Source organism: Pseudomonas sp. D5(2026) (assembly GCF_057766845.1).
This window is the reverse complement of the sequence record NZ_CM173421.1, coordinates 3,011,665-3,024,747: the sequence shown is the minus strand read 5'-3', so window position 1 is coordinate 3,024,747 and position 13,083 is coordinate 3,011,665. Positions and strand designations below refer to the sequence as shown.

At 61.9% G+C, this 13,083-nt stretch carries 11 protein-coding genes; 6 read left to right on the top strand and 5 right to left on the bottom strand.

Annotation, left to right across the window (positions count from 1 at the left end; translation table 11 throughout):
- Window positions 1-4: 4 nt before the first annotated feature.
- The 4 genes from AC3B5Q_RS13970 to AC3B5Q_RS13955 all read left to right on the top strand — a co-directional run bounded on the left by AC3B5Q_RS13970 (window position 5) and on the right by AC3B5Q_RS13955 (window position 4,742).
- Window positions 5-1,207 carry a glycosyltransferase gene (locus tag AC3B5Q_RS13970; RefSeq protein WP_021785077.1) on the top strand — a complete coding sequence of 401 codons (1,203 nt, stop codon included), beginning with the start codon at window positions 5-7 and terminating at the stop codon, window positions 1,205-1,207.
- On the top strand, window positions 1,204-2,391 hold the full coding sequence (locus tag AC3B5Q_RS13965; RefSeq protein ID WP_021785078.1) for a glycosyltransferase family 2 protein: 1,188 nt from the start codon (window positions 1,204-1,206) through the stop codon (window positions 2,389-2,391). Before AC3B5Q_RS13970 ends, AC3B5Q_RS13965 begins: the two co-directional genes overlap by 4 nt.
- Window positions 2,391-3,143 carry a WecB/TagA/CpsF family glycosyltransferase gene (locus AC3B5Q_RS13960; RefSeq protein WP_021785079.1) on the top strand — a complete coding sequence of 251 codons (753 nt, stop codon included), beginning with the start codon at window positions 2,391-2,393 and terminating at the stop codon, window positions 3,141-3,143. Before AC3B5Q_RS13965 ends, AC3B5Q_RS13960 begins: the two co-directional genes overlap by 1 nt.
- A 177-nt stretch (window positions 3,144-3,320) precedes the next feature.
- Window positions 3,321-4,742: an undecaprenyl-phosphate glucose phosphotransferase gene (locus tag AC3B5Q_RS13955; RefSeq protein WP_021785080.1), complete on the top strand. Its 1,422-nt coding sequence runs from the start codon at window positions 3,321-3,323 to the stop codon at window positions 4,740-4,742.
- A 34-nt stretch (window positions 4,743-4,776) separates the two neighbouring features.
- Here AC3B5Q_RS13955 and AC3B5Q_RS13950 read toward each other — a convergent pair whose 3' ends face one another.
- Complete coding sequence (locus AC3B5Q_RS13950; protein WP_021785081.1) at window positions 4,777-5,718, bottom strand: LysR substrate-binding domain-containing protein; 942 nt, start codon at window positions 5,716-5,718, stop codon at window positions 4,777-4,779.
- Between the two features lie 146 nt (window positions 5,719-5,864).
- Here AC3B5Q_RS13950 and AC3B5Q_RS13945 point away from each other — a divergent pair, with 146 nt between their 5' ends.
- Complete coding sequence (locus tag AC3B5Q_RS13945; RefSeq protein ID WP_103444372.1) at window positions 5,865-7,241, top strand: L-serine ammonia-lyase; 1,377 nt, start codon at window positions 5,865-5,867, stop codon at window positions 7,239-7,241.
- 87 nt (window positions 7,242-7,328) lie between these two features.
- Here AC3B5Q_RS13945 and AC3B5Q_RS13940 read toward each other — a convergent pair whose 3' ends face one another.
- The 4 genes from AC3B5Q_RS13940 to AC3B5Q_RS13925 form a co-directional block, all read right to left on the bottom strand.
- Window positions 7,329-8,006 (bottom strand): DUF3313 domain-containing protein, encoded by a 678-nt coding sequence (locus AC3B5Q_RS13940; RefSeq protein WP_021785083.1) that lies wholly within the window; start codon window positions 8,004-8,006, stop codon window positions 7,329-7,331.
- Window positions 8,007-8,156: 150 nt separating this feature from the next.
- Window positions 8,157-9,452, bottom strand: a complete 1,296-nt coding sequence (locus AC3B5Q_RS13935) for an NAD(P)/FAD-dependent oxidoreductase (protein WP_021785084.1) — start codon at window positions 9,450-9,452, stop codon at window positions 8,157-8,159.
- Window positions 9,453-9,465: 13 nt separating this feature from the next.
- Window positions 9,466-10,554 carry a polyamine ABC transporter substrate-binding protein gene (locus AC3B5Q_RS13930; RefSeq protein WP_028697446.1) on the bottom strand — a complete coding sequence of 363 codons (1,089 nt, stop codon included), beginning with the start codon at window positions 10,552-10,554 and terminating at the stop codon, window positions 9,466-9,468.
- Between the two features lie 80 nt (window positions 10,555-10,634).
- On the bottom strand, window positions 10,635-11,993 hold the full coding sequence (locus tag AC3B5Q_RS13925) for a glutamine synthetase family protein (RefSeq protein WP_103444373.1): 1,359 nt from the start codon (window positions 11,991-11,993) through the stop codon (window positions 10,635-10,637).
- 183 nt (window positions 11,994-12,176) lie between these two features.
- Between AC3B5Q_RS13925 and AC3B5Q_RS13920 the strand changes: the two genes are divergently transcribed.
- Window positions 12,177-13,076 (top strand): helix-turn-helix domain-containing protein, encoded by a 900-nt coding sequence (locus AC3B5Q_RS13920; RefSeq protein ID WP_021785087.1) that lies wholly within the window; start codon window positions 12,177-12,179, stop codon window positions 13,074-13,076.
- Window positions 13,077-13,083 lie beyond the last annotated feature (7 nt).

Sequence of the window (13,083 nt, the reverse complement as noted above, 5' to 3'; positions counted from 1 at the left end):
TCGTATGCGCATTGCTTACTTCATCAATCAGTACCCGAAAGTCAGCCACAGTTTCATCCGTCGCGAAATTCTGGCGCTGGAGCGTCAGGGGGTTGAGGTACAACGTATAGCCCTGCGTGGGTGGGACGCCGAGGTGCAGGATGCCGAGGACGCAACCGAACGGGGCAAGACCCGCTACGTATTGCAAGGTGGGCTCAAGGGGCTATTCGCACCGACGTGGCAGGTACTGCGTACGCAGCCGCGGCGGTTTTTCCAGGCGCTGTGGCTGGCCATGCGCCTTGGTCTGCGGGCCGACCGTGCCTGGCCCTATCATCTGGTCTACCTGGCCGAGGCCTGCCAAGTGCTGCAGTGGTTGCTGGCAGGGGATGCGACCCATGTGCACGCGCATTTCGGCACCAACTCTACTGAGGTGGTCATGCTGGCCAACGTCCTGGGCGGGCCGGCATACAGCTTTACCGTGCACGGCCCCGAAGAATTCGACAAACCACAGTTTCTGCATCTGGGTGAGAAGGTGCGGCGCGCCGCCTTTGTCGCGGCGGTGAGCTCGTACGGGCGCAGCCAGCTGTACCGTTGGGTGGCGCACGAGCACTGGGGCAAGGTGAAGGTGGTGCATTGTGGCCTGGAGCGTGGGTTTCATGAGGTGGCGCCGGTCAATGTGCCGCCGGCGCCACGGCTGGTGTGTGTCGGGCGCCTGTGCGAGCAGAAGGGCCAGCTGCTGTTGCTGGAAGCGGCGCGCTGTCTCGCTGCCCAATCGATCGCCTTCGAGCTGGTGCTGGCGGGTGACGGTGAAATGCGCGAGCAAATCGAGGCCTTGATTGCCCGGCACGGCTTGCAGCAGCAAGTGCATATCACCGGCTGGATCAGCAGTGCGCAGGTACGCAAGGAAATTCTGGCCGCCCGCGCGCTGGTGCTACCCAGTTTTGCCGAGGGCTTGCCAGTGGTCATCATGGAGGCCATGGCCTTGCGCAGGCCAGTGCTGACCACCTATGTAGCGGGTATCCCCGAGCTGGTGCGGCCTGGCGAGAACGGCTGGCTGTTCCCTGCCGGTGCCGTTGACGAGCTGGCAACAGCCATGGCCGACTGCCTGGCGCAACCGACCGAGGCACTGCAGCACATGGGCGAGGTGGCCTACCAGCGTGTAGTGCAACGGCATGACATCGACACCGAGGCGGCCAGGCTGGCCGGCTATTTCAAGGCATACGCATGATAAGTGTATTGGGTTGGTTACTGGGCCTGTTGGCGATCATCGTCCTGGTACCGGTGTTGGTCCTGGTGCTGCAAGTGTTGTTGGCGTGCCTGCCAGCGCGGGCGAGGCCCAACGGCATTGGTGAGCGCCCGCGAGTGGCGGTGTTGGTGCCCGCCCACGATGAGGCGTTGGTCATTCGTGCGATGCTGGCCAGCGTTACGCCGCAACTGCTGGACGGCGATCGCTTGCTGGTAGTGGCGGACAACTGCTCTGACGACACGGCCCAGTTGGCACACGAGGCTGGTGCCGAAGTGGTAGAGCGCCACGATACGCGGTTGCGCGGCAAAGGGTATGCATTGGACTTCGGCGTGCGCCACCTGGCTCAACGACCGCCCGAGGTTGTAATTGTGGTGGATGCCGACTGTCAGGTAGGCGAAGGGGCGATTGACTGCCTGGCGCGCCGCTGCCACGAACTTGCCCGCCCGGTACAGTCGCTGTACCTGATGCGTGCACCTGCAGGTGCCGGGTTGAAGGTGCAGGTTGCCGAGTTTGCCTGGCGGGTAAAGAACCTGGTGCGGCCGCGCGGTTGGGCGCGCTTGGGCCTGCCATGCCAGCTGATGGGCGCGGGCATGGCGTTCGCCTGGAACGATCTGAGCCTGATCAACCTGGCCAATGGTCATCTGGTCGAGGATGTGAAGCTGGGCTTGGACCTTTGCCAGCAGGGTAAGCCTCCTGCTTTCTGCCCCGAGGCACTTGTCACTAGCCAGTTCCCGCTCAGCGAGCAGGGCCTCAACAGCCAGCGCACCCGCTGGGAGCATGGCCATCTGGGCTTGATGCTCGCCGATGCACCCAAACGGGCGATGGCTGCAATCACCCAGCGCAATGCTAGCCTGGCGGCCTTGACCCTGGACTTGCTGGTGCCACCCCTGGCGTTGCTGGTGCTGGCCTTGCTCGGGCTTAATCTGGTGACCTGGCTGGCGTACCTGCTGTTCGGCCTGGCGGTGCCCGCGCGGCTCGCCTTTACCGGTTTGGCCTTGCTGGCCTTTGCCGTGGTGTTGGCCTGGGCGCGCTTCTGTCGTGAAGTGATACCGTTCTCGGTGTTGCTGTACGCGCCGTTTTACGCGGCCAGGAAGATTCCCTTGTACCTGAGCTTCCTGATCAAGCGCCAGGTTGAATGGGTGCGTTCAAAACGGGATGACGACTGATGGCTCAGTGGCAGAATCGCTGGAAGCGCGTGATCGACCAGATGGAAGTGATCGCTGACGCCGCCGCAGTGCAGCACCTGCTCGATCGCCTGGCTACACCGGATACGGGCACCGTGCTGGGCTTCGTCAATGCCCATGCCATGAACCTGGTGGTGCGCGATGGTGGCTACTGCCAGGCACTGTCGGCCGCAGATGTGCTGCTGCGCGATGGTGCCGGCATGGCGATCCTGTATCGCGGTCTGGGCCTGGAACCCGGGCTCAACATGAATGGCACTGACTTCATTCCCAGGCTCATGGCTACTTACCGAGGGCGTAAAGTCGCCTTCTGGGGCACCCGGCAACCCTACCTGGACCAGGCCGCGCAGCGCTGTAAAGCCGAGTTCGGCATTGTGCCAGTGTCCGTTCACGATGGCTTTGCCAGCGTAGAAACCTACTTACAATTGGTCCGCAGGGAGCAACCCGAGCTGATTGTACTGGGCATGGGCATGCCCAAGCAGGAAGCGGTGGCGGCAAAATTGGCAGCCATTGGCGGGCCATGCCTGATCGTGTGCGGAGGGGCGATCCTGGACTTTCTCGGCGGCAAGGTCAGCCGTGCCCCCGAATGGCTGCGGCGTTTGGGGGGCGAATGGCTGTACCGCCTGCTGCGCGAGCCCAAGCGCCTGTTCATGCGTTATGTGGTGGGCAATCCGCTATTCCTGTTGCGCACCCTGCTGTACCGGCGGTCAGCGGTTTCGGCCAGGCGGGCCCTATGAACGGCCAAAAATTGCAAAAGCGGTGATTCCGGGTACGCCAGCAGCGGGTGGCTGCTACAGTGATATCAATCGCTTGAGGGCGCCACGCGCCTGCTGCACGGTTTTTGCTTAAGTCTGTTTTCAAGGCTTGCTGTTTGATGGAAGGCACTTGCTACGCTCATCTTGATGAGGTCTGAAATGGTTTTCGAACCCAGAAGCAGTCGTTCCTTACTCCAGAGAAGAAGCAGTGTCAGTAACGCCATCCAGGCCGGCCTCGATGGTGTTGCCGTCACCGGTATTGCCTGGTACCTGATCTACGACCAGTTCGGCTACATCACATCCGATTACGTGATCATGCTGCTGTTGCTGATTGGTGCACTGGCAGTCATTTATGATCATTACGCGATCTACCGCACCAACGTCGGGTTGTCGATCAAGGCGTTCCGCCTGTTCAAGGCCTGGTCGGCAACATTTTGCTTCCTGGTGGTCATGGCGTTCCTGACCGAACAGAGCGAAACCTATTCACGGCTATTGGTGGTGCAACTGTTCGTCATTGGTTATGTCGCCCAGTTATTCTTGCATTTTGCCGTGCGCGAACTGCAAAAACGCTTTAGCGCGCATTCGCGCCTGGACAATGCCCTCATCATCGGCAACGGTGACCTGGCCAACTTCCTGTATCAGAAAATCAGCAACAACCCGTGGTTTGGCGAGCGGGTGCTGGGCTGCGTGCTGCTCGACAAAGGCGATGGGCTGGGGGGGGAGAGTGCCGAGGGCAAGCAGCGCCTGCCAGTGCTGGGGCATATTGGCGACCTCGACGAGCTGGTGGCCCAACACGGCATTCGTACGGTGTACCTGGTGACGCCACTAGGTGGCTCCGAGGTCATCAACGACGTGTATTTCAAGTTGCTCGACAAGTGCATTGCGGTGAACTGGGTACCGGATATCTTCTCGTTGCGCCTGATCAACCACAGCGTGCGGGAAATTGCCGGCATTCCGGTGCTGACCTTGTCGGAGACACCCTTGACGGGCATGAGCCTGTTCTTGAAAAACCTTGAGGACCGGGTGCTGGCCGCGTTGATTTTGCTGTTTGCATCACCTGTATTGCTGGCTGTTGCGCTGGCCATCAAGATCGATAGCCGCGGGCCGGTGTTCTTCCGCCAGGAACGTACCGGCTGGACAGGCGAATCGTTCCGTATCTGGAAGTTTCGCAGTATGCATGTTCACCAACCGGAAGAGGGCGTGGTCAAACAGGCGCAGAAGAATGACCCACGGCTGACCCGGGTCGGTGCCTTTATCCGGCGTACAAGCCTTGATGAACTGCCACAATTGTTCAACGTGCTGACCGGTGAAATGTCCCTGGTAGGGCCGCGGCCACACGCCCTGCAACATGACACCTTGTATTCGCAGGATATCGTTGACTACTTTGCCCGCCACAATATCAAGCCAGGCATGACAGGTTTGGCGCAGGTGCGCGGGTTCAGGGGGGAAACCAAGGATATCGAGCAAATGATCCAGCGGGTCGACTCGGACATCGAGTACATCAACAACTGGTCGTTGTGGCTGGACTTTGTGATTCTGGTGCGCACGCTTAATGCCTTTACGGGTAAGCAGGCTTATTGAGCAACGCACGCCCGCATCGACCGTGTACCGCCAGTCAGTCCTTGTTCAACGGATGCAATGCCCTGAACCCCCGCGCTTCTTCCACCAGCCAGTCATGCACCGCCCGCGCACCCGGCTGGTTCAAGCCGCCTGGCGGGTAATGCACCACATAACGCTTGTGGTTGGCGATCGGTACACCAAAGGGCACGATCAGTGCGCCGCGCTCCAGTTCGTCATTGAGCAGCGTGCGCCGGGCAATGGCCACGCCGATCCCGGCAATCGCCGCCTCGATGGTCAGGTGGTTGCGGTTGAAAGTGTGCCCGCGCCGCACATCCAGGCCGGCGGCGCCGATGCCTTCCAGGTAAAACTCCCACTCGGCATATTCCGAACTGCCACGCCAGGCGGTGATGTCATGCAGCAACGGGTAGTGCACCAGATCGCTTGGCCCGTGCAGGGGTGGGCGCCCACGCAGCAGGGCAGGTGAGCACACCGGGAAGATCTGCTCGTCCAGTAGCGGCGTCGAGAGCATGCCTGGGTAGCTGCCATCGTTCAGGTCGATGGCCAGGTCGAAGTCGCCCGGCGTCAGCGCCTGGGCACTGTCTTCAGCCACCAGGCGCAACTCGATGTCCGGGTAGCGTTGTTGAAAACGCGGCAAGCGCGGCGTGAGCCATTTAGCCAGGAACGAGGGGATCGAACGCACACGCAACGTGCCGCGGATTTCCCCTGCGTCCAGCCGCAGCAGCTCGGCCTCGATACTGCCATAGGCCTCGGCCACCGTCTGAGCCAGGCGTTGCCCCTCGGCGCTCAGCTCCACGCCGCGCGCCCGGCGCAGGAACAGCCGGTAGCCCAGGCGCTCTTCCAGCTGGCGCATCTGCTGGCTGACCGCGCCCGGGGTGATGTGCAGCTCTTCGGCACAGCGGGTGAAGGACAAGTGCCGGGCTGCGCAGGCAAATACGTGTAGCCAGACGAACATCTGACCATTGAGTTGTCGTCGCATCGTTTAGTACCACTAAAGCCTTGCTTAGAAAGTTTCGTTGGTCATCCGTGAGCCAGGGCGTCAGTATCGCGCAAAATCGCAATAACGCTCAATTTCTTCAGACAACCCTACCTTGGATGCATGTCAGGGTAGGGTCAGGCATTAGCATGGCTATCAGTGTTTTCGACCTTTTCAAAATTGGCATCGGGCCTTCCAGCTCCCACACCGTCGGCCCGATGCGGGCGGCGGCTACCTTTGCCCAGGCCCTGCGTGAGCAGGGGCTGCTGGCGCGGGTAACACGTGTGGAAGTGCGGCTGTATGGCTCGCTGTCGGCTACCGGGGTTGGCCATGCCACCGACCGCGCGTGCCTGCTAGGCTTGATGGGCCAGTGGCCAGACCGTATCGACCCGGCCACTATCGAGTCGCGCATTGGCCAGGTGCTGCAGGAACACTGCCTGATGCTCGACGGTAGCCATCCGCTGGCCTTCGACTATGGCCGTGACATGCTGCTGCTCGACGAGAGCCTGCCTTATCACCCCAATGCCATGAGCCTGGAAGCCATCGACGGGCAGCACAGCCTGTTGAGCCAGACCTATTTTTCGGTGGGTGGCGGATTCATCGTCGAGCAAGCCGAAATCGATGCGCCGGCAAGCGAAACGAATGCCGTGATGCTGCCTTATGAATTCGACAGTGGTGCCCAACTGCTGGCCTTGTGCAAAGCCCACAACCTGAGCGTGGCGCAACTGATGATGGCCAACGAATGCGCCTGGCGCCCGGAGGCAGAGGTGCGCGAAGGCTTGCTGCGCATCTGGGCAGCCATGCGTGAGTGCGTAGCGAACGGCCTGCGCAACGAGGGCGTTCTACCGGGTGGCTTGCAGGTCAAGCGCCGCGCCGCGCGGTTGCACCGCAGCCTGCAGGAGTTGGGCAAGCCCAACGTGATCGGCTCAACCCTCAGCGCCATGGAGTGGGTGAACCTGTTCGCCTTGGCGGTCAATGAGGAGAACGCCGCGGGCGGGCGCATGGTTACCGCGCCCACCAACGGTGCCGCTGGCATTATCCCGGCTGTACTGCATTACTACATGAAGTTCAACCCGACCGTTTGCGATGCCGATGTCGTCGATTTCCTGCTGGCGGCTGCGGCGGTCGGTATTTTGTGCAAGAAAAATGCGTCGATCTCGGGGGCTGAGGTAGGCTGCCAGGGCGAGGTGGGTTCGGCCTGCTCGATGGCTGCCGCCGGCTTGGCCCAGGTGCTGGGGGCGACGCCACCGCAGCTGGAAAACGCGGCCGAGATTGCCCTGGAGCACAACCTCGGGCTCACTTGCGACCCCGTGGGTGGCCTGGTGCAGGTGCCCTGCATCGAGCGCAATGCAATTGCTGCGGTGAAAGCGATCAATGCCGTGCAGATGGCGCTGCGGGGGGATGGCGAGCACTTCATTTCGCTCGATCGGGTGATCCGCACCATGCGTGATACCGGGGCGGACATGCATACCAATTACAAGGAAACCTCGCGCGGCGGTTTGGCGGTCGCTTTTGTCGAGTGCTGATGTTAAACGCGATCAACTGGAGCGGCCTTGTGACTCGATGGGCCGCTCCTTCACCAGATCGCGTTGACCTGATGGGTCAGCGCTGACTCATCGGCCTTTCTGCTTCGCTGCCAGGAAGCTCGCACGCATGTCCTTGGCCCAGCCATCGAGCACCGGCTTGACGTCATTCAAGGTCAGCTTCTGCGTGTCGTTCTCCAGTTCCTGGCCCGCGCCCTTGCGGACCACCTGGGCCAGCACCTTCTGGCTGGCACCGTCCAGAAACGCTGCCTCCACACCGACATCCACGTCCTGGTCACGTCCACCCATGGCGGTATTCACACCTGCCGCAATTAGCGCGATAGGGATCACCTCGTAAGGCTTGAGGCCCTCGTTACTTGTGGACACTGCCGTGATCGCCGGGCGTACCACTATCACGCCCGGGCCAGGCCCCTTGGCCAGAGGCATCACGCTGCTCATTTCCCGGCGCAGGGCCTCGTTGAAGTAGCGGGTGATTTCCTGCAGCGTCTGCTGCGAGATAACCGCTGTGGGCTGCGGCTTGGGGTAGAACTGGCTTGGCTCGACGAATACCTGGCTGTACTGGTTGATATTGACCTTAGGATCGATCCAGCGCATCACCGGGTCACCCGAAGGGCTCTTGGCTTCTTGCAGCCGGCTGTAGTCTTTGAGGAAGCCGGAGTAATCCTTGGGGTCCACGCGGTTGCTGGAGCAGGCGGCCACGGCAAGCAGCGCGGCGCACAACAGGGTAATGCGAGGCAATGATTTCATGATGAAAAGGCATCCATGAGAGGTCGGCCTCAACAACGCTAGCAGGTACGAGGCGCTTGGCCAGTGGACGGGGCAATCCTCTTTGAAAAGTACAGAATGCGTGACCGGGACGTGCTCGCCCTGAGTGGCGCTGCAAACGTTGTTGCCCACTCAACCCAGGGCCTCACGCAAGCGGTACCACAACATGCCCAGTGCCAGCAGGGGTGAGCGCAGGGCCTTGCCGCCGGGGAAGGTCAGGTGCGGCACGGCACTGAACACATCCAGGCCCTGGCTATGGCCGAGGGCGATGCTTTCGGCCAGCAGTTTCGCCGTCCAGTGCGTCACGTTCAGCCCGTGCCCGGAATAGCCTTGGGCGTAATACACGTTGGGGTGCTGGCCAAGGCGCCCGACCTGGGGGAAACGGTTGGCGGTGATGCCGATCATGCCACCCCACTGGTAGTCGATGCGCACGTTGGCCAGTTGCGGGAACACCTTCAATACCTTCGGCCGCATGTACGCGCCGATGTCTTTAGGGTCACGCCCGGAATAGTGGCAGGCGCCACCGAACAGCAGGCGGCGGTCTGCAGTGAGACGGTAGTAGTCCAGGCCGACCTTCTGGTCGCACAGCGCCATGTTCTGCGGGATCAGGCTGCTGGCCAGCGCTTCGGGCAAGGGTTCGGTGGCCACCACATAGCTGCCGGCCGGGAGCACCTTGCCACTCAGGCGCGGCTCCAGTTCATCGAGGTGAGCGTTGCAGCCCAGCACCAGGCTGCTTGCACGCACCTTGCCGCGCGCCGTGTACAGCGTCAGCCTGGGCCCGTGCTCAATACGCAGCACCGGGCTTTGTTCGAAAATGCGCACGCCCAGGCTGTGGGCCGCGCGGGCTTCGCCCTGGACCAGATCCAGCGGGTGCAGGTGGCCCGAGCCCATGTCTACCAGGCCGCCAGCGTACTGGTCGCTGGCGACGATCTCGTTCAACTGCCCGGCGCCGACCAGGCGTGTTTCGTGGCGATAGCCCAGGGCGGCCAGGTCGTCCTGTTCATCCTTGAAGGCGGCGAACTGCGCCTCGGTGTTGGCCAGTTCGCAGAAGCCCCAGCGCAGATCGCAGGCAATGCCGTAGCGGGCGATACGGTCGGCCACCAGTTCCACTGAATCGATGCCGGCCTGTTTCAGGTAGCGCACACCTTCCTGGCCGACATGCCGGGCAAAGCCGCTGACATCATGGCCGATGCCGCGAATCAGTTGGCCGCCATTGCGCCCACTGGCGCCCCAGCCGATGCGACGGGCTTCCAGCAGCACCACCGAGAGGCCGCGCTCGGCCAGCTCCAGGGCGGTATTGACCCCGGTCAGCCCGCCGCCGATCACGCAAACGTCGGCCGTCAGTTCACTGTCCAGGCTGGGGTAGGGTGCCGCGTCGCGCGCTGTAGCGGCGTAGTACGAGGCGGTGTGTTGGGTATTGAAAGACATGAGCGTTCTCGACTCAGCGGTTGGATTTGATCTTGCTCCAGGAGCGGGTCATGACGCGCATGATTTTCGGGCTCGGGGTGCTGGAGATGTACAGCTTGTCCAGCACCTCCTGCGGTGGGTAGATCTCGGGGTTGTTCACCAGCGATGCATCCATGTAGGCCTTGGCGTCAGGGTTGGCATTGGCATAGCCGACCGTGGCGCTGACCTTGGCAATCACTTTGGGGTCGAGCAGGTAGTTGATGAACGCCAGGGCCTGCTCGGGGTTGTTGGCGTCCTTGGGGATGGCCAGCAGGTCGAACCACAGGTTGCTGCCTTCCTTGGGAATGCTGTAGGCGACCTTCACGCCGTTTTTCGCCTCTACGGCGCGGTTGGCGGCCTGGAACACGTCGCCAGAGTAGCCGAACGCTACGCAGACATTACCGTTCGCCAGGTCTGAAACGTACTTGGAGGAGTGGAAGTAGGTGATATAGGGGCGCAGTTCGAGCAGGCGGGCCTCAGCCTTGGCGTAATCGCCCGGTTTTTCGCTGCGCGGGTCCAGGCCCAGGTAGTTGAGCACGGCCGGGAACAGCTCGTCGGGTGAGTCCATGAATGCCACGCCGCACTGCTTGAGCTTTTTCAGGTTCTCGGGCTCGAACAGCACTGCCCACGAGTCGATATGGTCCACACCCAGTGCCGCCTTGACCTTGTCGACGTTGTAGCCGATGCCATTGGTGCCCCAGAGGTAAGGCACGGCGTACTGGTTGCCGGGGTCGTTCTGTTCAAGTTGTTTGAGCAGTTTGGGGTCCAGGTGCTGCCAGTTCGGCAGCTTGCTGCGGTCCAGCGGCAGGAAGGCCCCGGCCTGGGCCTGGCGGGCGAGGAAGTGGTTGGACGGTACCACCACGTCATAACCCGTGCGCCCGGCCAACAGCTTGCCTTCAAGGGTTTCGTTGGAGTCGAACACGTCATAGACCACCTTGATTCCGCTGCTGGCCTGGAAATCGGCCAGAGTGGTGTCACCGATGTAGTCGGTCCAGTTGTACACACTGACCGTGGGTGCGGCCTGGGTGGTGGTGGCGAACAGCAGGGTGAATGCAGCGGGGATCAGGGCTTGCAGATGACGCATGGGAACACCTCGTTGGTCTTGTTCTTCGAGTTCGGAGCAGGGTTGCCTGTGCATGGGGTGCAAAGCACCCCCGCGGTGGATCAGACACTCAGCATCAGGAATTCACGCTCCCACGAGCTGATGACGCGCTTGTAGTTCTCGTGTTCGGCGCGCTTGACCGCCACGTAGCCCTGGACGAATTGCTTGCCCAGGTACTGCTGCACGGTTTCGCAGTCTTCCATGTGCTGCAGCGCATCTTCGATGGTGATCGGCAGGCGCAGGTTGCGTCGTTCATAGGCACGGCCCTGCACTGCTGCGCTAGGGTCGATCTGCTCGACCATGCCCAGGTAGCCGCACAGCAGGCTGGCAGCGATGGCCAGGTACGGGTTGGCATCGGCGCCCGGCAGGCGGTTTTCCACCCGCATCGCCTCTGGGCTGGACGTAGGCACGCGCAAGCCGGCGGTGCGGTTTTCTACACCCCACTCGACGTTGACCGGTGCCGAAGTATCCGGCAGGAAGCGGCGGAACGAGTTGACGTTGGGCGCGAACATCGGCAGCAGCTTGGGGATGTACTTCTGCAAGCCGCCGATGTGATGCAGGAACAGCGGGCTCATGCTGCCGTCTTCGTTGGCGAAGATCGGTTTGCCCGTAGCGATGTCGACCACGCTCTGGTGCAGGTGCATGGCACTGCCGGGTTCGTCGGTGATCGGCTTGGCCATGAACGTGGCGGCCACGTTGTGTTTGAGCGCTGCCTCGCGCATGGTGCGCTTGAACACGGTGATCTGGTCGGCCAGGTCCAGCGCGTCGCCGTGGCGGAAGTTGATCTCCATCTGCGCCGGGCCGTCTTCGTGGATCAGCGTATCCAGGTCCAGGCCCTGGATCTCGCACCAGTCGTAGACGTCTTCGAACAGCGGGTCGAATTCGTTGGCGGCATCGATCGAGAACGACTGTCGGCCACTTTCAGCACGGCCGGAACGCCCCAGTGGCACCTGCAGTGGCAAGTCCGGGTCTTCGCAGCGCTTGGTCAGGTAGAACTCCATCTCGGGCGCGACGATTGGCTGCCAGCCCTTGTCGGCGTACAGCTTGAGCACCTTCTTCAGCACGTTGCGTGGCGAAAGCTCGATGGGGTTGCCTTGCTTGTCGAAAGTGTCGTGGATCACGATCGCGGTTGGCTCGATCGCCCACGGGATCTGGTAAACGGCGGAGGGGTCGGGGCGGCAGACCATGTCGATGTCGGCGGCGTCGAGCAGGTTGTAATAGATGTCATCGTCGACGTAGTCGCCGGTGACTGTCTGCAGCAGCACGCTTTCTGGCAGGCGCATGCCTCGCTCATGGAGGAACTTGGCGGTGGGCGCAATCTTGCCGCGGGCGATGCCGGTCAAGTCGCTGATCACGCATTCGACTTCGGTGATCCGGTGTTCTTTCAGCCAGGTGGACAGCTGATCGAAGGGGGCGTTCATACAGACCTCTTGGTTGGGTTTTAGTGGGGGAGCGTGGGCGCTTGCGAAAACCGTTGAACAGTTGCGAAGGCGTTACGCTTCCCAGGTGACGCGCTGCAGACTATCTTGGGCGCAGCCCCCCGGGGCAATCTATCCACTTTCTTCAGTATCGAATGCACCAAAAGAGTGCATACAGGACGATGTGTGACAACCGCCAATGCGTTGAAGGTCCAGGCTTTCCACACCACTGACGTCACCGAGCAAGTGCGCGCCACCCCTGGCTGGCAGCAGCAGTACCGGCAGATGTCGCCCGGGTACTTCAGCGGTGAGCTGCGCTGCCTTGGGCTGGATGGCGTGGAGGTGTACGAAGAGCGCCTGAACACCCGGGTGGAACAGTTTTTCCGCGCGCCAAGCGGCGCGTTGGCGTTTTGCTTCGACCGCAGTGAGAACAGCCTGTACCTGCTGAACGAACAAAGCCGCAATATCTGGATTACGCCAGAGAACTACCACGAAGTGGCGGTCGTGTTCGACCAGGCGTTCCTGGCCCGCCATGGGCTAGACCCGCAGCGTCTGGAAGGGTTGTTCATGGTGCCATTGGGTAGCGGCCAGAATGCGCTGTTCGGCAGCTGGCTCAGCGCCACCTTGACCCGGTTGGGCGAGGAGGGTTGCCCGTCGCAAGGGCAGGCCCTGGCTGAGCAGTTGCTGGAGGACTGTCTGTTCATTCTCGACAACGCCAGTCAGCGTTTACAGGGCGTGGCCTTGGGGCGGCGGGACGAGGAAAGGGCGATCATGCACCGGGTCAGCGAATGGGCGGCCGACTGCCCGGAAGAGACGCTGAACCTGCTTGAGCTGGCAGACGTGGCTGGGGTTTCCCTGCGCCAGTTGCAGCAAGCGTTCAAGGCGTTTACCGGCATGCCGCCGGCGCACTGGCTGCGCCTGCGCCGGCTCAACGGTGCGCGGCGTGATCTGTTGCGCGGTGGCGGCGTGACCGTGGCCGAGGTGGCGATGCGCTGGTCTTTCTGGCATTTAGGAAGGTTTTCAGAGAGTTACCGGCAGTTATTCAAGGAGTTTCCCAGTGAAACATTGAAGCGCTGCAGGGTTTGAGGTGGAG

Bases quoted from the DNA above. Each gene is read 5' to 3' on its own strand.
- AC3B5Q_RS13925 (WP_103444373.1), bottom strand. From the start codon at position 11,993: ATGAACGCCCCCTTCGATCAGCTGTCCACCTGGCTGAAAGAACACCGG.
- AC3B5Q_RS13930 (WP_028697446.1), bottom strand. From the start codon at position 10,554: ATGCGTCATCTGCAAGCCCTGATCCCCGCTGCATTCACCCTGCTGTTC.
- AC3B5Q_RS13970 (WP_021785077.1), top strand. From the start codon at position 5: ATGCGCATTGCTTACTTCATCAATCAGTACCCGAAAGTCAGCCACAGT.
- AC3B5Q_RS13945 (WP_103444372.1), top strand. From the start codon at position 5,865: ATGGCTATCAGTGTTTTCGACCTTTTCAAAATTGGCATCGGGCCTTCC.
- AC3B5Q_RS13940 (WP_021785083.1), bottom strand. From the start codon at position 8,006: ATGAAATCATTGCCTCGCATTACCCTGTTGTGCGCCGCGCTGCTTGCC.
- AC3B5Q_RS13965 (WP_021785078.1), top strand. From the start codon at position 1,204: ATGATAAGTGTATTGGGTTGGTTACTGGGCCTGTTGGCGATCATCGTC.
- AC3B5Q_RS13960 (WP_021785079.1), top strand. From the start codon at position 2,391: ATGGCTCAGTGGCAGAATCGCTGGAAGCGCGTGATCGACCAGATGGAA.
- AC3B5Q_RS13935 (WP_021785084.1), bottom strand. From the start codon at position 9,452: ATGTCTTTCAATACCCAACACACCGCCTCGTACTACGCCGCTACAGCG.
- AC3B5Q_RS13950 (WP_021785081.1), bottom strand. From the start codon at position 5,718: ATGCGACGACAACTCAATGGTCAGATGTTCGTCTGGCTACACGTATTT.
- AC3B5Q_RS13955 (WP_021785080.1), top strand. From the start codon at position 3,321: ATGGTTTTCGAACCCAGAAGCAGTCGTTCCTTACTCCAGAGAAGAAGC.